Origin of the sequence: Kribbella polygonati (assembly GCF_050320105.1) — a bacterium.
GTDB lineage: Bacteria > Actinomycetota > Actinomycetes > Propionibacteriales > Kribbellaceae > Kribbella.
Genome location: NZ_CP190129.1, coordinates 1,889,740 through 1,907,389, shown reverse-complemented (window position 1 = coordinate 1,907,389; position 17,650 = coordinate 1,889,740). Strand labels below are relative to the sequence as shown.

Below are 17,650 nucleotides of genomic sequence, written 5' to 3'. Positions count from 1 at the left end.
ATTGATGGGAGAGTGGGGGCCGTGAAGATTCTCGTCGGATACGTACCAACGCCCGAGGGTGAGGCGGCGCTGACCGCGGCGGCGGCCGAGGCCGCGCTGCGCGGGGCCTCGATCCTGCTGCTGAACACGAGCCGCGGGGACTCCTACATCGACGCCCGCTACGCCAACGCCGACGAGTTGGCCGCTGCTGAGGCGAGGCTGCGCGAGCAGGGTGTGGAGGTGACGATCCAGCAGGCCCTCTCCGAGGGCGACGTCGCCGGCGCCCTCCTGAAGGCCGCCGCCGCGGACGACGTCGAGCTCATCGTCCTCGGCCTCCGACGCCGCAGCCCCGTCGGCAAGCTGATCCTCGGCAGCACCGCCCAACGAGTCCTGCTGGAGTCGCCGGTGCCGGTGCTCGCCGTCAAGGTGCCTTCGCCGCACGACTGACGGACCGCCAGGCCATCACAATTCGCGCCGGCGGCGCGGTCCAGGCGTGGGTCGCGGGCGGTGCGGCGATTGTGATGGGCCGGGCGTCCGGGTAATCGGGGTGAGGCGTTCGCGGTGGCCGCCTAAACTGGTCGGGTTATGCCTGATGCCCGGACCGAGTCCACTCCCCCAGCCCCCACCCCGGCCCCGGCACCCCGCCGGCGCCGCCGCGGCGGCCGTGGCCGGGGGGCCCCCAACGCATCCCCGTCCGGCACTCCCCAAGCCGCAGCGGCCAAGCCGGCACCCGACGCCGAGCGCACCAGCTCCGGCGATGGTCGCGCGCGTCCCGACGGTGGCGACGCCTCCAGCTTGAGTGAGGTGGCGTCGCGGCTCGACGGGTTGACGGCGTACGACCGGGAGATGCTGGGGCGGCGGCTCGAGCGGGTTCGGCGTACGAAGGAAGAGCACAAGCGCGCCGACGAGCTGGGCGCGGTGGTGGCGGCGGTCGAGCAGGCGGAGCGGCGGGTCGAGGTACGGCGGGCGGCCGTGCCGGAGATCTCGTATCCGGAAGAGTTGCCGGTCAGTCAGCTGAAGGACGAGATCGCGGACGCGATCCGCGATCACCAGGTCGTCGTGGTCGCGGGTGAGACGGGGTCGGGGAAGACCACGCAGATCCCGAAGATCTGTCTCGAGCTCGGCCGCGGCATCCACGGCATGATCGGGCACACCCAGCCGCGGCGGCTGGCCGCGCGCACGGTGGCGGAGCGGATCGCCGAGGAGCTCGGCACCGAGCTGGGTGAGACGATCGGGTTCGCGGTCCGGTTCACCGACAAGGTCAGCGAGCGTTCGCTGGTCAAGCTGATGACCGACGGCATCCTGCTCAACGAACTGCAGCGCGACCGCGACCTCACCCGGTACGACACGCTGATCATCGACGAGGCGCACGAACGCAGCCTCAACATCGACTTCATCCTCGGGTACCTGAAACGGCTGCTCCCCCGCCGCCCGGACCTGAAGGTGATCATCACCTCCGCGACCATCGACCCGGAGCGCTTCGCCGCACACTTCGCCGACGCCAAGGGCGACCCGGCCCCGATCGTCGAGGTGTCCGGCCGGACCTACCCGGTCGAGGTGCGGTACCGCCCGGTCAACGACCCGGACGACCCGAGCACGATCGACCGCGACCAGACGCAGGCGATCCTGGACGCGGTCGACGAACTCGAGTACGAGGCCGACGGCGACGTACTGGTGTTCCTGTCCGGCGAGCGGGAGATCCGCGACACCGCCGACGCGCTGAGCGACAAGTACCGCGGCGAACGCCGTACCACCGAGATCCTTCCGCTCTACGCCAGGCTCTCGAACGCCGAGCAGCACCGCGTCTTCCAGCCGCATTCGAACCGCCGGATCGTACTCGCCACGAACGTCGCCGAGACCTCGCTGACCGTCCCCGGCATCAAGTACGTGATCGACCCCGGTACGGCGCGCATCTCGCGCTACAGCCACCGCACCAAGGTCCAGCACCTCCCGATCGAGCCCGTCTCGCAGGCCAGCGCGAACCAGCGCAAGGGCCGCAGCGGCCGGACCAGTGACGGCATCTGCATCCGGCTGTACTCGGAGGAGGACTTCGAGAACCGCCCGGAGTTCACCGACCCGGAGATCCTGCGGACGAACCTCGCGAGTGTCATTCTGCAGATGACCGCGATCGGGCTCGGCAACATCGCCGCGTTCCCGTTCATCGACGAGCCGGACAAGCGCAGCATCACCGACGGCCTGCAGTTGCTCACCGAGCTCGGCGCGATCGACAACCCGAAGGGCGGCAAGCTCACCCCGATCGGCCGGCAGCTCGCGCAGATCCCGCTCGACCCGCGGCTGGCCCGGATGATCGTCGAGGCGGACAAGCACGCCTGCGTCCGCGAGGTGATGGTGATCGCCGCGGCGCTCTCGATCCAGGACCCGCGCGAACGCCCGACCGACGCGGAGGCGCAGGCCCAGCAGGCGCACGCCCGGTTCCGCGACCCCAACAGCGACTTCCTCGGGTACCTGAACCTCTGGGGCTACCTGAAGAAACAGCAGAAAGAGCTGTCCGGCAACCAGTTCCGCCGGATGTGCCGCAGCGAGTACCTGAACTACCTGCGTGTCCGCGAGTGGCAGGACATCTACGCGCAGCTCCGCCAGGTCGCGTCGCAGATCGGCGTGAAGCTGAACTCCGGTGAGCCGGCCGACCCGCAGACCGTGCACGTGTCGCTGATGTCGGGCCTGCTCAGCCACCTCGGCATGAAGGACCCGGCGAACCAGCACCAGTACCTCGGCGCCCGCGGGACGAAGTTCGCGATCTTCCCCGGCTCCGGGCTGTTCAAGAAGCCGCCGCAGTTCGTGATGGCCGCCGAGCTGGTCGAGACCTCGAAGCTCTGGGCCCGGGTGAACGCGAAGATCGAGCCTGAGTGGGCCGAGGAGCTCGCGCCGCACCTGATCAAGCGCTCGTACTCCGAGCCGCACTGGGAACGCAAGGCCGGCGCCGTGATGGCGTACGAGAAGCTGACGCTGTACGGCGTGCCGATCGTTGCCCGGCGCAAGGTGAACTACGGCAAGGTCGACCCGGAGGTGTCCCGCGAGCTGTTCATCCGGCACGCGCTGGTCGAGGGCGACTGGGACACCCACCACAAGTTCTTCCACGAGAACCGCAAGCTGATCGAAGAGGTCGAGGAGCTCGAGGAGCGTACCCGGCGGCGCGACCTGCTGGTCGACGACGAGACGCTGTTCCAGTTCTACGACGAGCGGATCGGCGCCGAGGTGGTGACCGGCCGGCACTTCGACACCTGGTGGAAGACGGCCCGGCAGCGCGACCACGACCTGCTCGACTTCGAGCGGTCGCTGGTGGTCCGCGAGGGCGCCGAGGTGAAGGAGAACGAGTTCCCGCTGCACTGGACGCAGAACGGGATGACGTTCGGCCTCACCTACGCGTTCGAGCCGGGCACCGACGCGGACGGCGTGACCGTGCACATCCCCCTGCTGGTGCTGAACCAGGTCACCGCGGACGGCTTCGAGTGGACCGTTCCCGGGTTCCGCGAGGAGCTCGTCACCACCCTGATCAAATCGTTGCCGAAAACAATCAGGCGGAACATCGTGCCGGCCCCGGATCACGCCCGGCAGATCCTCCCCGAGCTGGATCCGGCCTCCGGCCCGCTGACCGACGCGATGGCCCGTGCGCTGCAGGAGCTCCGCGGCGTGGTGATCGAGCCGGGCGACTGGGACTGGAGCCGGGTGCCCGAGCATCTGCGGATGACGTTCCGGGTCGAGGACGACCAGCGCAAGACGGTGGCCGAGGGCAAGGATCTCGCCAGGCTCAAGGAGAAGCTGAAACCGAAGACCACGGCCGCGATCTCGCAGGTCGCGTCGAAGGCGGTCAGCGGGCTGGAGAAGTCCGGGCTGACCGACTGGACGTTCGGCGATCTCCCGCGCAGCTTCTCCGAACACCGCAACGGCCTCACCGTGGCCGGGTATCCCGCGCTGTACGACGAGGGCAAGAGCGTCGCGATCCGCCTGCAGGAGACCGAGCGCGACCAGGCCGCGGCGATGTGGGCGGGTACGCGCCGGCTGTTGCTGCTGACGATGCCGTCGGTGATCGACGTCGTGCAGCGACAACTGAGCAATCAACAGAAGATGACGCTGATGGCCGGGCCGCACCGCAACGTCGGCGAGTTGCTGGACGACGCGATCGCGGCCGCCGTCGACCAGTTGATGGCGGCGGCGGGCGGGCCGGCGTGGAATCTCACCGCGTTCTCGATCCTGCGGGACGCCGTACGGTCCGACCTCGCGGACACCGTGCTGACGATCCTGCAGCAGGTGGAGCAGGTCCTGGCGCACGCGCGGGCCGTCGACAAGCAGATCTCCCGCGCGTCGTCGCCGGCGTTGCTCGCTGCGCTGTCCGACGTACGCGGGCAGCTCGAAGGGCTCGTGCACCCCGGCTTCATCACCGACACCGGCGCCAAGCGGCTGCCCGATCTGGTCCGGTACCTGCGCGGGATGGAGCAGCGCCTGGACAAGCTCGGCGCGAACGCGGCGCGGGACCGGTCCGGGATGGCGGTCGTCGACATGCTCACCGACGAGTACCGGAAGAAGCTCCGCGCGGTCCCGACCGGCAAGTACCCGAGCCCGGAGCTCCTGGAGGTCCGCTGGATGCTCGAGGAGCTGCGGGTCAGCCTGTTCGCGCAGACGCTCGGTACGCCGTACCCCGTGTCGGAGAAGCGGATCCGGAAGGCACTAGCTGTCCAGTAGCCGGCGGGCGTGGTCGTGGACGGCCTCACGGAGTTCGGCTGGTTCGAGGATCTCGAAGGGCCAGTAGATCCGGGTGACCTGGGCGACCAGCGGGCCGAGGTCGTTCGCGGCGAAGCGGACCTCGCAGGTACGGGCGTCCAGGGCCTCGACGACTCCCTGGGTGGGCGGGATCAACCGGGCGACGGTCTCGGCGGGCGCCTGGACGCGGAGCCGGGCGACGAGGTCCCACGGGGCGACTCCGGTGCCTTCGGCAACGAAAGCGACGGGGTCCGGCGCATCCTCGAAACGGTACCGCGAACCGGTCAGCTCCGGTCGGGTGATGCGGTCCACGCGGAAGGTACGCCAGGCCTGGCGGTCGCGGTCCCGGGCGACGAGGTACCAGCGGCGGCCCGTGTGGACGATCTGCAACGGTTCGACCGTGCGCTCGGAGTCCGTGCCGTCGTGGGTGCGGTACCGGAACCGGATGCCTTCGGTGTGACGGCATCCGGCGGCGAGGACGACGAGGACTCCGCCGTCGACCGGCGGCAGCTCGCCCTGCGGGAGCTGCGTGGTGTGGGCGGCGATCGCGTCGACCTGCTCACGTAACCGCACCGGGAGCACCTGGTGCAGCTTGGCGAGCGCGGAGATCGCCGCTTCCTCGACGCCGGACACCGTCGTGGTGGTCGCGACCCGCAGGCCGACCGCGATCGCAACTGCCTCGGCGTCCTCGAGCAGCAGCGGTGGCAGCCGGCCGCCCGGGCCGAGCCGGTAGCCGCCGCCGATCCCGGCCTCCGCGTCGATCGGGTAGCCGAGCGACCGCAGCCGGGCCACGTCCCGGCGTACGGTCCGAGGCGTGATCTCGAGCCTTGCCGCCAGCTCGGCGCCGTCCCATTGGGGACGCGAATGCAGCAAGGACAGCAGGCGGAGGAGGCGGGTCGCGGTGTCCATTGCCGACATTCTGCTACCTGCGGACCGATCCTGTCCGCAGGTCGTCCTACGGTGAGGACATGACGACGCTCTCGCAGAACCTCCTGGACCTCTCGGACTTCGCCTGGCAACGGTTGCGGCAGCGCGTCGAGGGGCTGACCGACGACGAGTACTTCTGGGAACCGTTCGACGGCTGCTGGTCGGTGCGCAAGACCGCCGAGGGGTACGTCGCCGACGGGTCCCGGCTCCCGCCCGCGCCGGCCCCGTTCACGACTGTCGCATGGCGGATCACGCACCTCGTCGACATCCTCCAGGCCGAACGTACGGCGACCTGGTTCGGGCACACCGCGACCGAGGAGCCGCCGCCGGTACCCGGGTCGGCCTCGGAGGCGCTGGCCGCTCTGGACCGGGCGTACGAGATCTGGCGCGGACGTCTCGCCGCGCTCAGCCAGGACGACCTCGACCGCGCGATGGGCCCGATCGCCGGGCCGTACGGCGACAACGACGGCACCTCCTTCGCGCTGCACATCATCGACGAACTGATCCACCACGGCGCCGAGGTCGGCACGGTCCGCGACTTCTACCGTGGGGTGCGCGCCGAGGACCCGTTCCCGGCGGCCCTCGCCGGGGACCTCACCCCGGCCGATCGCCCCGCCCTGCTCGCGGAGGCGGCCGCGGCGCAACGCTGGGACGTCGTACGGCACCTCGCCGACCGCGGCTTCGGCGTCAACGAACGCACCTCGGGCGGCATGACCGCGGCCCACCTCGCCGCCGGCACCGGCGAACTCGACACCCTCCGCTTCCTCATCGACCGCGGCGCGGACCTCTCACTGAAAGACACGCAGTACGACGTCGACGTCCCCGGCTGGGCGGAGTTCTTCGAACAGCAGGAGGTCGCCGACTACCTCACGGCACGAACGCGCGCTGGGAGCGGTGCCTGAACTCGCTCGGGGTCAGGGCGTGCGCGGTGGTGAAGCAGCGGGTGAAGTAGGACTGGCTGCTGAAGCCGCAGCGGGTGGCGATGCCGGAGATCGAGGTGCTGGTTGCCGCGAGCAAGGATGCGGCGTGCTCGAGGCGCAGGTCGGTGACGAAGGCCGTCGGGGTCACGCCGTACGCCGCCTGCATGGTGCGGGACAGATGCGCGGCGCTGACGCCCGCCAGCCGGAGAAGTCGCGGGACTCCCCCGCGGAGGTTCTCCTCGGCGCGCATCGCCGTACACGCCTTCGCCAGCCAGTCCGGTACGCCGGGGCCGCCGGTGTCGTGCGGGACGAGCAGGTCGAGGAGATCGGTCCAGAAGCGCAGCAGATCGTACGTCGTCGGCGCGTCCTGGAAGCGGGCGAGTGCGTGCTCGAAGACCGGGATCGCGTCCGGCCGGTGGACGCTGATCGGGCCGCGCGAGGTACGGGTCAGATCGAGGAAGCCCTGCCAGAGCGAGCTCGGGAACGCGACGTTGACGAACTCCAACCCGTCGGGCGCGGAGCCGCGCACGGCATGCCGGTCGCTCGGCCGGACCAGTACGACGTCGCCCGCCCGCAGCTGCGCGACGCCGGTGGTCAGCAGGTGTTCGCCGCGGCCGGACACCACGCCCATGAACTCGTGGAAGTCCGCATGGGTGTGCAGTTCGGTGTCCCGGGCACGGGCCGGGATCCGCACGCGGGCCGCGTGATAGGGCCGGCCGAACGCGTGCGCCTCGAACCGCAGGACCTGTTCCACATCAACACAGTACAAATTCCGGTCGCACCTCTGCTAGTACATCCTCAGCAGATTGCGCACGCTTGAGTCATGTTCGAAACCGATGGATATGCGATCTTCCGTGACGTCATCGACCACGACCTGATCAAGGAAGTGAACGATCATGTCGAGTGGCTGCAGGCCCGGCACCCCGACGTACGGCCCGAGCAGCTCGGGCACGTCTATCTGCGCGACGACCCGTTCTGGGTCCGGCTGGTGAGCGACGACCGGCTGGTCGACATCGCCGAGAAGTTCATCGGGCCGGACATCGCGCTGTTCGCCTCGCACTACATCTCCAAGCCGCCGTACTCCGGTCAGCCGGTGCTGTGGCACCAGGACGCCGCGTTCTGGCCGCTCGACCCGATGGAGGTGGTGACGCTCTGGCTGGCCGTCGACCACTCGACGCCGGAGAACGGCTGTGTGCGCGTGATCCCGGGCAGCCATCGCTCCGACGTCCTGACGATGCGCGACAACACCGACGTGGACAGCGTGCTCGGCAAGGAGATCGCGGTCGAGGTCGACGAGGCGAAGGCCGTCGACATGGTGCTGGCGCCGGGCGACGTCGAGGTGCACCACCCGAACATCGTGCACGGCAGCAACGCGAACACCTCCCCGAACCGGCGCTGCGGGCTGACCATCCGGTACATCCCGACGTCGACGCGGATCACCGACCCGGAGACGCCGTACCCGAGCGCGTTCCACCTGCGCGGGAAGCCCGGCGTGAACAGCTACCAGCAGGTCCCGCAGTACGACCCCGCAAGGCACTTCAGCGCCTGACATGACGAAGGGCCCGTCTGGTGCGACGGGCCCTTCGGTCGGTGACTTACTCGAGGCAGATCCGGAACGGATGCCCCGCGGGATCGGCGTAGATCCGCCAGCCGCGGGCGTTCTCGGCCGGCGGCGGATCCAGCGGGTCGAGCGGCTCGGCGCCGAGGGCGACGACCGTCGCATGACCGCTGGAGATGTCCTCGACGATCAGGTCGAGGTGAAGGTCCTGCGCTTCGGTGCCCGGCCAGGTGGCCGGCACGTACTCCTCCGAACGCCGGAAGGCCAGCGTCGAGAACCCCAGCGAGGAACCCGGGCCGGTCAGGCTCCGCCAGTCCTCGTCGCCGTTCTCGTCGATGTCCAGCCCCAGCAGCGCCGAGTAGAACTGGGCGAGCTCGAGTGGGTCCGGGCAGTCCAGGACCACCGAGCCGAGCCGCCCGGCAGTACTGCCCGGCTGCTCTGCCACCTGCGTCATCTGTCCTCCACATCCTGTTTCGTACACCCTGCTCCGCGGTGGGGCAGGACGGGCCAAGGCCCTCTTGGTCGGAAGGCCCGGCCGCCTACGATGACAGGTCGCGAGGACACTTCGCACCTTTCGACACGCGTTCTCGCGTAGTGAGCCTGTAGCTGACGGTATTACTACCACTAAAGAGCTGGTACGCCGGTAGCGCGCCGGCGCTCGCCGAGCTTGCGGATCTTGACCCGCGTACCGCAGTCCTCCATCGCGCACCAGCGCCGCGAACCGTTCCGGCTCCGGTCCAGGAACAGCCATCCGCAGCCGCCGTCGTCGACCGGGCACGCCTTCAGCTGCCGCGGGTCGACCGTCCGCACCAGCTCGACCGCCGCCACCACCAGGCGGTCCGGGATCAGCTGTGCCGGCGACGTACCGATGACCAGCTCGGCCACCCCGCGCTCGCGGGTCCGGTCCGGGATCAGCATCGACCGCGCGGCCGCCGCCGACCACCGCAACATCAAGCGCTCGTACGCGGAACCCGTGCTCCGCTTGACCCCGTCGGCCGCGACCACCGCGCCGTCCGCACGCTTCGCGAGTACGTCGTACGTCGCCTCGCGGATCTCGAGCGTGGCGCGGAGTGCCTTCGCGGCCAGCTCCGGCGTGGTCCGCCAGGTGCCCTCGACCGAGCTGAGATCGCGGGTGTCGACGAGCTCGACGCGATGACTCCAGGCGAGCAACTCGGCCGCCGACGTCAGGTAGTCGTGCTCCGGTTCGCCGCCGCGCAGCCGCGGCGTGACGGTGTTCACCAGGTCGAGGGCGGGGTGCCCGGCCACGATGCGGAACTCCCCGTGAAACCTGTCGGCCATAGGTGAGACGCTACCAGTAACCCTACTCATGCCGGGATCAGGTGACCCATGCCCCTCTCGTCCCGTCGAGCGACCGCCGCTCTGGTGCTGCTCGGCGTCTCGACCTTCTCGTTCGTGACCATCGAGGTGCTCCCGATCGGTCTGCTGACCGTGATCGCCGACGACCTGCACCGCTCGCGCTCGCAGGTCGGCCTCCTCGTCACCGGGTACGCCGCGGTCGTCGTACTCGCGTCCCTCCCACTCGCCCGTCTCACCCACCACCTCCCCCGCCGGCTCGTGCTGTCCGGCACGCTCGGGGTCCTCACCGTCGCCACCGCGCTCTCCGCGGCCGCGCCGTCGTACGAGCTGCTGTTCGCCGCGCGGCTCGTGATCGCCCTGTCGCAGGCGTTGTTCTGGTCGATCGCGCCGCCGATCGCGACGAGCCTGTTCCCGCCGGAGTTCCGCGGCCGGGTGGTCGCGCGGCTCGCGATCGGTACCGCGCTCGCGCCGATCCTCGGCATCCCGCTCGGCACCTGGCTCGGCGAACAAGCCGGCTGGCGGGTGCCGTTCGTGGTGATGACCGTGCTCGGCGCGGCCGCCTGCGTCGGCGTCGTCGTCCTGCTGCCGCGGACCGAGGTCGCGGACAGCCCGTCGCGGCGGGGCAGCGCTCCCGACCGCAGGCGGTACGTCGTACTGCTGGTCACATCGGCGGTCGGTGTGACCGGGTTCCTGACGTTCAACACGTACGTCACGCCGTTCCTGCTGGACATCACCGGGTTCACGCCTGGTGCGCTCGGGCCGATGCTGATGGCGAGCGGGGCCGGCGGGTTGGCCGGCACGTTGATCGTCGGGCGGGTGCTCGATCGGTACCCGTGGGGTGCCGTGGTGATCCCGTTGGGGTTGCTGACGGTCTGCTTGTTCCTGCTGTTCGCGCTGGGCCAGGTGCAGGTCGTGACTGTCGCTCTGATCGCGTTGATCGGGCTCGCGTTCAGCGGGCTAGCGGTCGCCACCCAGAGCCGGACGCTGCACGTTGCGCCTGGTAGCACCGACATCGCGTCGGCCGGGACCAGCTCGGCGTTCAACGTCGGGATCGCGGCAGGAGCCTTCGTAGGTGGCGCGCTGATCGACCACACGTCCGTACGAGCTGTGGCGCTCGTGGGCGGGCTGCTGACCGCGGCTGCGGCTCTTGTGATGTTGAGCGAGCCCCTGCTGACTCGACGACGCGCGAACGACCCCTCGGCGATATTGAAGCCTCTTGACGTAACCGGCGTGGGCCGCGAACACTCACGATCATGATTCCGCAGCCCACGGCGCAGCAGGCCCTTCCCGACCAGACCTTCACGCTGCCGCCCGACGCCACCATCGGCACCGACTCCACTGCCCGGCCGATCGCCGACCAGCTCGCCGCCAGGCTCCGCCGCTCGACCGGCTACGCGCTCCCGGTCGAGGACGGCGCCGGCACGATCACGCTCTCCACGCAGGGCGCCCAGGATGGCGAGGCGTACGAGCTTCGCGCCGACGCGACCGGCGTGACGATCACGGCGGGCACCGCCGAGGGCGTGTTCCGCGGTGTCACCACGCTCCGCCAGCTCCTGCCCGCGAAGGCCGAGGCCGCCACCCAGCAGGACGGGCCGTGGGAGATCGCCGGTACGTCGATCACGGACGCCCCGCGGTACGGGTACCGCGGCGTGATGCTCGACGTCACGCGGCACTTCTTCACCGTCGACCAGGTCAAACACGTCATCGACCTGATCGCCCTCTACAAGATCAACCGGCTGCACCTGCACCTGTCCGACGACCAGGGCTGGCGGATCCAGGTGCACTCCTGGCCGCGCCTCAGCGAGTACGGCGGCAGCCTGCAGGTGGGCGGTGGTACGGGCGGCTCGTACACGAAGGACGAGTACGCCGAGCTCGTCCGGTACGCCGAGGAGCAGTACGTCACCGTCGTACCGGAGATCGACACGCCTGGGCACACCAACGCGGCGCTGGCGTCGTACCCGGAGCTGAACGCGGACGGGGTCGCGCCGAAGCTCTACACCGAGACCGAGGTCGGCTTCAGCACACTGACGGTCGACCTGGACCGTACGTACGAGTTCCTGGACGACGTGTTCCGTGAGGTCGCGGAGCAGACGCCCGCCGACGTCGTACACCTGGGCGGCGACGAGGCGCACTCGACGCCGCACGAGGACTACCTGACCTTCGTACCGAAGGCGGCCGAGCTGGTCGTGCGGCAGGGCAAGCGGGTGATGGGCTGGCACGAGATCGCGGACGCCCCGCTGCCGGCCGGGACCGTGGTGCAGTACTGGGGCACCGAGGACGAGAAGGCGCAGGCGCTCGCGGTGAAGGCCGTCGAGCAGGGCGCGACGCTGGTGCTCTCCCCCGCGAACCGGGCGTACCTGGACATGAAGTACGACGCCGAGACGCCGCTCGGCCTCGACTGGGCGGGACTTGTCAGCGTCGAGCAGTCGTACAACTGGAACCCGGCCACGCTGATCCCGAACGTGCCCGCGAGCGCGATCGACGGCGTCGAGGCGCCGCTGTGGACGGAGACCCTCGACGACCTGCCGAAGGTCGAGTTCATGGTGTTCCCGCGGCTGCCCGGCATCGCGGAGCTCGGCTGGTCGGCGGAGGACGCGCTCGACTGGACGGCGTACAAGAGCCGGCTGGCCGAGCAGGGGCCGCGCTGGGAGGTCCTCGGCGTCAACTTCTACCGGGCGCCGGAGATCGACTGGGCCTAGTGGTCGAGGACCCGGCCGAGCAGCCAGGCCGTGGTCGGGTCCACGTCCTGTTCTGCCACGGTGTGCTGCGTGGCGGCCGCGCCCTGGCCGTCACGCACCTCCAGCCGGTACACGTAGCGGTCCGGCTGCGGCCGGCCCGAGCCGAGGTCCTTGGCGGCCAGCGCACGCACGGCGGACTCGACGCGGTCGGCGTCCGGCTGCCCCTCGGTGTCCAGCTCCCCGTGCTTGGTCAGCCCGGCGAAACCACCACTCCGTGTCACTGTCACTATCATTTCCGTCTCCTTGGTGTTGCACTTCCTGCAACTGTCCACAGCCGCGCGACACGCCGGGAAATTCGATCAGAATCATGCGTCCATCACCCGGCGTACCGGTCAATTGTCCGACGTTGCCAATCTGCCGTACCGGCGCCACCCGCGAAACAGCAGGTCGGCGCCCGATTTACGGTTCGGGGCAGGCCCCGGGATGCCCCGGATCCACCGACCACGGAGGGTAGCGAGTCGCGACAATCAGCGACACGTGTTTGTGGTCACCCCTACCATCGCGCCGCAGAACGGCTACAGTTATGGCGTTGCAGTTTTGGACTCCCTGACTTTGCTGTGCTGCATGGCCGGTCTGTCGTCTGGGGCCTTTCGGCGACGCGTGGTCCATGAGGTGTGGGCCACGGATTGTTAATAGCCATCGAGGAGATAGACAAATGGCTGTCGGTACTGTCAAGTGGTTCAACGCTGACAAGGGCTTCGGCTTCATCACCCCGGATGACGGTGGCGCGGACGTGTTCGCGCACTACTCGGCCATCCAGATGTCGGGCTTCCGCTCGCTGGACGAGAACCAGCGCGTGGAGTTCGAGATCACCCAGGGCCAGAAGGGCCTGCAGGCGGAGAACATCCGCGCGATCTGATCGCCCTTCCAGCACACAACGAAGGGGCCGCACACCGACCGGCGTGCGGCCCCTTCGTCATGCTCGGCGCAGTCTCGGGATCACTTCGCCGGCGACCGTTTCCAGGACGTCCTCGGAGCCGGCGTACACCCCTTCGGCGCGGGGCCAGTGGGTGATGACGTCGGTGAAGCCGAGGGCGGCCGCGTGGCCTACGGCGTCCTCGAAGGCTGCCGGGCTGGACAGGGCGTAGACCGCCGTGTCGAGGGACAGGTAGCGGTCGAAGGGGCGACCTTCGACGAGGTCGTCGAGGCGGTGGCTGAGGTCGGCCACCGACCGGAACCAGCTGTCCAGGTCGTCGCCCGCTCCCCCGGTGGTCATCCAGCCGTCGCCGTGTTCGGCGGCGAAGCGGAGTGAGCGCGGGCCGTTGCCGGCCAGGATGAACGGCACCCGGGGCTGCTGGATGCAGCCCGGCAGCGTGCGGCCGTTGCGGGTCTCGTAGTACTCGCCCTTGAAGTCCACGCCGTCCGTTGTCAGCAGGATGTCGAGCAGTTGCACGAACTCCTGGAAGCGGTCCTGGCGTTGCCGCGGCGTCAGGTCCGGGCCGCCCTGGATCGTCGCGTCCAGGCTGCCGCCGGCGCCGATCCCGCACAGGAAGCGGCCGTCGGACACGTCCTCGATCGCGAGGATCTCCCGGGTCAGCGCGAGCGGATGCCGGAAGTTCGGCGAGGTCACGAACGTGCCGAGCTTGATCGTCGACGTCACCGTCGCGGCCGCCGTCAGCGTCGGCGTCGTCCCGTACCAGGGCGAGTCCTGCAACCCGGCCCAGGTCAGATGGTCGTACGTCCACGCATGATCGAACCCGTACCCCTCCGCCTCCCGCCACCGCCGCGCAGCATCCCGCCACCGGTACTCCGGAAGAATCGCAATCCCGAAACGCATGCGGTGAGCCTACGGCGTCGGGAAGGTGGCCAGGGAACTGGTGCCGATGCTGCCCAGCCAGATTTTGCCGTCGCGCTCGCGGACGCCGGTTGGCATGTGGAACGCGGGGTGCTTCGCGCGCAGGTCGTGGACCAGCGTCCCGGTCTCGTCGTACGCCTGGATCTCGATGATGTCGGCGGCCTTCGGCTTCAGGGCGTCCGGCAACGACCACACCAGCTTGCGGAACGCCGGATGCTTCGGCAGCAGCAGATCGAGTACGGCGTTCCGCGGCGAGCCGACGGCCACCCAGATCAGGCCGTCCGACCCGCGCGCGATGTTGTCCGGCAGGCCGGGGATCGTGGCGACCTGCACCGGCTCGGCGCCGTCCGTCGTGAGGTCGAGCTTGTAGAGCCCGTACGTCGCGGTCTCGGCCCAGAACAGCGACTGCCGGTCCGCGCTGAGCGCCACACCGTTCGGGAACGCGCGCCCGGTCGCGAGCCGGGTGACCTCGCCGTCAGGGGTACGCCGGTACACGCTGCCGGTGGCCGAATGCTCGAGCAGGTCCGCCATCCACTCGTCGATGCCGAACCGGGTCGAGGAGTCGGTGAAGTAGATCGTGCCGTCCGCGGTGACGTCGGCGTTGTTGCAGAACCGCATCGGGCGGCCGTCGATCTCGGACAGCAGGGTCGTGACGCGGTTGTCCTGATCGAGCGTCAGCAGCCCGCGGTTCGCGTCGCAGATCAGCACCTTGCCGTCGGGCAGCCACTCCAGCCCGAGAGGACGGCCGCCCGTGTCGGCGAGCGTGCTGATGGTCCGGCCGTCCGCGGAGACGCGCAGGATGCGGCCGTCGTACAGGCCGGTGAGGACGCTGCCGTCGGCGTCGATCAACGTGTCCTCGGGGCCGGCGCCCGGCAGCTCGACGACCTCGACGTCGACGTTCTTCGGGTGCCGCACCGGCGGCGCGGGCGGCGGTGTCCAGCGGACCGGAGAGATCGAGGACTTCATGCCGCCGACCTTAGCGCGCTGCGAGCACTCCGCCACAAACGGTACAGCCCGGCCGAGGACGGCCGGGCTGTACCGGATGCTGCTAGTAGATGACCTCGCCCCGGGCGCGCCGGGCGCGGAGTTTCTCGAGCGCCTCGCCGAGGATCTCCTGGGCCTCCTGCTCGGAGCGGCGCTCCTTCACATAGGCCAGGTGCGTCTTGTAGGGCTCGATCTTCGGCGGCGGAGGCGGGTTGTTTACATCGGTGCTGGTCGGCAGACCGCACCGTGGACAGTCCCACTCCTCCGGGATGGCCGCCTCGACCGCGAACCAGGTCGCGGTCTCGTGCCCGTTCGCACAGAAGAACACGATGCGCTGCCGGGGCGCGGTGTCGCCGCGCTCCGCCTCGCCCATCGGCCCGGCACCGACCCGGCTGCCACGAATCGCACTGCCACCACCAGCCACGGGAACCTACTCCCCCTCAGCCGAGCTTGTAGAGCAGGCCGACCGCGACGATGCTGGCGAACCAGACCAGACCGACACCGATGGTGATCCGGTCCAGGTTCCGCTCGGCGACCGACGAGCCGCCCAGGCTGGACGACACACCGCCACCGAACAGGTCCGAGAGGCCGCCACCGCGGCCTTTGTGCAGCAGTACGAGCAGCGTGAGGAACAGGCTGCAGACGATCACGACGATCGAGAAAGCGAGAATCACGAGGAGTAGCCTAACTGAAGGTCCAGGTAACGGCAGATGCCGGCGAACTCGTCGGCCTGCAGGCTCGCGCCTCCGACCAGGCAACCGTCGACATCCGGTTGGGCCATGATGCCACCTGCACTGGCCATCTTCACCGATCCGCCGTAAAGAATCCGTACCGAGTCGGCGACCGAGGGTGAAATCGTCTCCTCGAGCCGGCCCCGGATCGCGGAGATCACCTCCTGCGCGTCCTCCGGCGTCGCGACCTCGCCGGTACCGATCGCCCAGACCGGCTCGTACGCGATCACCAGCTTGCGGACGTCGTCCGGCTTCAGCCCGGCCAGCGCGCCGTCCACCTGGGCCAGCGTGTACGGCACCTGCTCGCCGGCCTTGCGGATCTCCAGGCCCTCGCCGACGCAGACGATCGGGATCAGCCCGGCCGCCAGCGCCTTCGTGGTCTTGGCGTTCACCGTCGCGTCGTCCTCGGCGTGGTACTGCCGGCGCTCGGAGTGCCCGGTCAGCACGTACGTACAGCCGAGCTTGGTGAGCATCGACGCCGAGATCTCGCCGGTGTACGCCCCGGAGTCCTTGGTGGACACGTCCTGGGCGCCGTACCTGATCTTCATCCGGTCGCCGTCGACCAGCGTCTGCACGCTCCGGATGTCGGTGAACGGCGGCAGCACCGCCACCTCGACCCGGTCGAAGTCGTGCTTCTTGTCCTGCAGCGTCCAGCTCAGCTTCTGCAGCAGGTGCACGGCCTCGACGTGGTTCAGGTTCATCTTCCAGTTGCCCGCCATCAACGGCGTCCGGGCAGCCTCTGCCATCGGTGTCAGTCCTCTTCCAGTACGGCGAGACCCGGGAGCTCCTTGCCCTCCAGGTATTCGAGCGACGCCCCGCCACCGGTGGAGATGTGGCCGAACGCGTCGTCGGCGAAGCCTAGCTGCCGGACGGCGGCCGCGGAGTCACCGCCGCCGACGACACTCAGGCCGTCCACCTCGGTCAACGCCTGTGCGACGGCCTTGGTTCCGCCGGCGAACGCCGCCATCTCGAAAACGCCCATCGGGCCGTTCCAGAACACGGTCTTCGCGTCCGCGACCTCGGCGGCAAACGCCTTGCCGGAGTCCGGGCCGATGTCCAGTCCGAGCTGGTCGGCCGGGATCGCGTCGGCCGCGACCACGGTCGCCGGGGAGTCGGCCTTGAACTCGGGCGCCACCACGATGTCGGTCGGCAGCACGATCTTGTCGCCGGCCTCCTTCAGGTAGCCGCGGACCACATCCAGCTGGTCCTCCTCGAGCAGGCTCTTGCCGACCTCGTGGCCCTGGGCCTTGAGGAACGTGAAGACCATGCCGCCGCCGATCAGCAGCTTGTCCGCCTTCGCGAGCAGGTTGTCGATCACCGCGAGCTTGTCCGACACCTTCGCGCCGCCGAGCACCACGACGTACGGCCGGGCCGGGTCCTCGGTGAGCTTCTTCAGTACGTCGACCTCGGCGAGCACCAGGCCGCCGGCCGCGTGCGGGAGCTTGCGGGCCACGTCGTACACGCTGGCCTGCTTGCGGTGCACGACGCCGAAGCCGTCGCTGACGAACACGTCCGCGAGCGCCGCGAGCTCCTCGGCCAGCGCGCCACGCTCGGCCTCGTCCTTGCTCTCCTCGCGCGGGTCGTACCGCACGTTCTCGAGCAGCAGGACCTCGCCCTCGTCCAGATCCTGTACGGCGGACTGGGCCGCGTCACCGGTGACATCGGTGGCGAAGTGCACGGTGATGCCCTCCGGCTGCAGCAGCTCGCCGAGCCGCTTGGCCACCGGGGCCAGCGTGAACTCCGGGTTCGGCGTGCCCTTCGGGCGGCCGAGGTGGGCGGTGACGATCACCTTCGCGCCCGCCTTCGCCAGCTTGACCAGGGTCGGCAGCGAGGCGCGGATCCGGCCGTCGTCGCCGATCACCTCGTTCTTGATCGGCACGTTCAGGTCGGACCGGACCAGTACCCGCTGGCCGGCCAGGTCGCCGAGATCTTCGATGGTCTTCACAGTTCAGCTTCCTCAATCGAACGAGCCTGCGTCCGAA

18 protein-coding genes are annotated in these 17,650 nt (G+C 69.6%); 7 read left to right on the top strand and 11 right to left on the bottom strand.

Translation table 11 applies throughout. From position 1 onward, the window contains the following. Positions 1–21: 21 nt before the first annotated feature. Together ACQHIV_RS08975 and hrpA are read left to right on the top strand one after the other, a co-directional pair. Positions 22–426 (top strand): universal stress protein, encoded by a 405-nt coding sequence (locus ACQHIV_RS08975; protein ID WP_427893007.1) that lies wholly within the window; start codon positions 22–24, stop codon positions 424–426. Positions 427–774: 348 nt separating this feature from the next. Further along, a complete protein-coding gene (hrpA, locus tag ACQHIV_RS08970; RefSeq protein WP_427893006.1) occupies positions 775–4,680 on the top strand; it encodes an ATP-dependent RNA helicase HrpA in 3,906 nt (1,301 codons plus the stop codon). Here the strand turns inward: hrpA and ACQHIV_RS08965 are convergent. Next, positions 4,666–5,607, bottom strand: a complete 942-nt coding sequence (locus ACQHIV_RS08965; protein WP_427893005.1) for a helix-turn-helix transcriptional regulator — start codon at positions 5,605–5,607, stop codon at positions 4,666–4,668. The genes hrpA and ACQHIV_RS08965 overlap by 15 nt on opposite strands. Before the next feature lie 59 nt (positions 5,608–5,666). Here ACQHIV_RS08965 and ACQHIV_RS08960 point away from each other — a divergent pair, with 59 nt between their 5' ends. Beyond that, a complete protein-coding gene (locus tag ACQHIV_RS08960) occupies positions 5,667–6,527 on the top strand; it encodes a DinB family protein (RefSeq protein ID WP_427893004.1) in 861 nt (286 codons plus the stop codon). Here the strand turns inward: ACQHIV_RS08960 and ACQHIV_RS08955 are convergent. Further along, positions 6,493–7,299, bottom strand: coding sequence for a helix-turn-helix domain-containing protein (locus tag ACQHIV_RS08955; protein ID WP_427893003.1), 807 nt, complete (start codon positions 7,297–7,299; stop codon positions 6,493–6,495). The two genes, ACQHIV_RS08960 and ACQHIV_RS08955, sit on opposite strands and share 35 nt — an antisense overlap. 69 nt (positions 7,300–7,368) lie before the next feature. Between ACQHIV_RS08955 and ACQHIV_RS08950 the strand changes: the two genes are divergently transcribed. Beyond that, a complete protein-coding gene (locus tag ACQHIV_RS08950; protein WP_427893002.1) occupies positions 7,369–8,094 on the top strand; it encodes a phytanoyl-CoA dioxygenase family protein in 726 nt (241 codons plus the stop codon). A 46-nt stretch (positions 8,095–8,140) separates the two neighbouring features. Here the strand turns inward: ACQHIV_RS08950 and ACQHIV_RS08945 are convergent, their stop codons facing one another. Beyond that, the gene (locus ACQHIV_RS08945) at positions 8,141–8,557 is read right to left on the bottom strand and encodes a VOC family protein (protein WP_325035707.1); all 417 of its coding nucleotides are present in this window, start codon (positions 8,555–8,557) and stop codon (positions 8,141–8,143) included. A 170-nt stretch (positions 8,558–8,727) separates the two neighbouring features. Next, complete coding sequence (locus ACQHIV_RS08940) at positions 8,728–9,402, bottom strand: CGNR zinc finger domain-containing protein (RefSeq protein ID WP_427893001.1); 675 nt, start codon at positions 9,400–9,402, stop codon at positions 8,728–8,730. A 48-nt stretch (positions 9,403–9,450) separates the two neighbouring features. Here ACQHIV_RS08940 and ACQHIV_RS08935 point away from each other — a divergent pair, with 48 nt between their 5' ends. Together ACQHIV_RS08935 and ACQHIV_RS08930 are read left to right on the top strand one after the other, a co-directional pair. After that, positions 9,451–10,677: an MFS transporter gene (locus tag ACQHIV_RS08935; protein ID WP_427893000.1), complete on the top strand. Its 1,227-nt coding sequence runs from the start codon at positions 9,451–9,453 to the stop codon at positions 10,675–10,677. Further along, a complete protein-coding gene (locus ACQHIV_RS08930) occupies positions 10,674–12,119 on the top strand; it encodes a beta-N-acetylhexosaminidase (RefSeq protein WP_427892999.1) in 1,446 nt (481 codons plus the stop codon). The genes ACQHIV_RS08935 and ACQHIV_RS08930 overlap by 4 nt, the downstream gene beginning before the upstream one ends. Here the strand turns inward: ACQHIV_RS08930 and ACQHIV_RS08925 are convergent. After that, the gene (locus ACQHIV_RS08925) at positions 12,116–12,391 is read right to left on the bottom strand and encodes a protealysin inhibitor emfourin (RefSeq protein ID WP_427892998.1); all 276 of its coding nucleotides are present in this window, start codon (positions 12,389–12,391) and stop codon (positions 12,116–12,118) included. The genes ACQHIV_RS08930 and ACQHIV_RS08925 overlap by 4 nt on opposite strands. Before the next feature lie 422 nt (positions 12,392–12,813). Here ACQHIV_RS08925 and ACQHIV_RS08920 point away from each other — a divergent pair, with 422 nt between their 5' ends. Then, entirely contained in the window at positions 12,814–13,017 is a 204-nt protein-coding gene (locus tag ACQHIV_RS08920) for a cold-shock protein (protein WP_134100749.1), read from the top strand. 57 nt (positions 13,018–13,074) lie between these two features. On the opposite strand, the gene ACQHIV_RS08915 is transcribed toward ACQHIV_RS08920, so the two are convergent. From ACQHIV_RS08915 to ACQHIV_RS08890, 6 genes are all read right to left on the bottom strand, one after another. After that, complete coding sequence (locus ACQHIV_RS08915; protein ID WP_427892997.1) at positions 13,075–13,935, bottom strand: LLM class flavin-dependent oxidoreductase; 861 nt, start codon at positions 13,933–13,935, stop codon at positions 13,075–13,077. Between the two features lie 9 nt (positions 13,936–13,944). Beyond that, on the bottom strand, positions 13,945–14,919 hold the full coding sequence (locus ACQHIV_RS08910) for an SMP-30/gluconolactonase/LRE family protein (RefSeq protein ID WP_427892996.1): 975 nt from the start codon (positions 14,917–14,919) through the stop codon (positions 13,945–13,947). 82 nt (positions 14,920–15,001) lie between these two features. After that, positions 15,002–15,361: an RNA polymerase-binding protein RbpA gene (locus ACQHIV_RS08905; RefSeq protein WP_209695430.1), complete on the bottom strand. Its 360-nt coding sequence runs from the start codon at positions 15,359–15,361 to the stop codon at positions 15,002–15,004. A gap of 16 nt (positions 15,362–15,377) precedes the next feature. After that, positions 15,378–15,611: a preprotein translocase subunit SecG gene (gene secG / locus ACQHIV_RS08900; protein WP_184832277.1), complete on the bottom strand. Its 234-nt coding sequence runs from the start codon at positions 15,609–15,611 to the stop codon at positions 15,378–15,380. Then, positions 15,608–16,414 carry a triose-phosphate isomerase gene (gene tpiA / locus ACQHIV_RS08895; protein WP_427892995.1) on the bottom strand — a complete coding sequence of 269 codons (807 nt, stop codon included), beginning with the start codon at positions 16,412–16,414 and terminating at the stop codon, positions 15,608–15,610. The genes secG and tpiA overlap by 4 nt, the downstream gene beginning before the upstream one ends. A gap of 5 nt (positions 16,415–16,419) precedes the next feature. Beyond that, complete coding sequence (locus ACQHIV_RS08890; protein ID WP_427892994.1) at positions 16,420–17,613, bottom strand: phosphoglycerate kinase; 1,194 nt, start codon at positions 17,611–17,613, stop codon at positions 16,420–16,422. Positions 17,614–17,650: the final 37 nt, after the last annotated feature.

Coding starts and splice junctions, on each gene's coding strand:
- ACQHIV_RS08965 (WP_427893005.1), bottom strand. CDS start 5,607: ATGGACACCGCGACCCGCCTCCTCCGCCTGCTGTCCTTGCTGCATTCG.
- ACQHIV_RS08960 (WP_427893004.1), top strand. CDS start 5,667: ATGACGACGCTCTCGCAGAACCTCCTGGACCTCTCGGACTTCGCCTGG.
- ACQHIV_RS08950 (WP_427893002.1), top strand. CDS start 7,369: ATGTTCGAAACCGATGGATATGCGATCTTCCGTGACGTCATCGACCAC.
- ACQHIV_RS08945 (WP_325035707.1), bottom strand. CDS start 8,557: ATGACGCAGGTGGCAGAGCAGCCGGGCAGTACTGCCGGGCGGCTCGGC.
- ACQHIV_RS08940 (WP_427893001.1), bottom strand. CDS start 9,402: ATGGCCGACAGGTTTCACGGGGAGTTCCGCATCGTGGCCGGGCACCCC.
- ACQHIV_RS08935 (WP_427893000.1), top strand. CDS start 9,451: ATGCCCCTCTCGTCCCGTCGAGCGACCGCCGCTCTGGTGCTGCTCGGC.
- ACQHIV_RS08930 (WP_427892999.1), top strand. CDS start 10,674: ATGATTCCGCAGCCCACGGCGCAGCAGGCCCTTCCCGACCAGACCTTC.
- ACQHIV_RS08925 (WP_427892998.1), bottom strand. CDS start 12,391: ATGATAGTGACAGTGACACGGAGTGGTGGTTTCGCCGGGCTGACCAAG.
- ACQHIV_RS08920 (WP_134100749.1), top strand. CDS start 12,814: ATGGCTGTCGGTACTGTCAAGTGGTTCAACGCTGACAAGGGCTTCGGC.
- ACQHIV_RS08915 (WP_427892997.1), bottom strand. CDS start 13,935: ATGCGTTTCGGGATTGCGATTCTTCCGGAGTACCGGTGGCGGGATGCT.
- ACQHIV_RS08910 (WP_427892996.1), bottom strand. CDS start 14,919: ATGAAGTCCTCGATCTCTCCGGTCCGCTGGACACCGCCGCCCGCGCCG.
- tpiA (WP_427892995.1), bottom strand. CDS start 16,414: ATGGCAGAGGCTGCCCGGACGCCGTTGATGGCGGGCAACTGGAAGATG.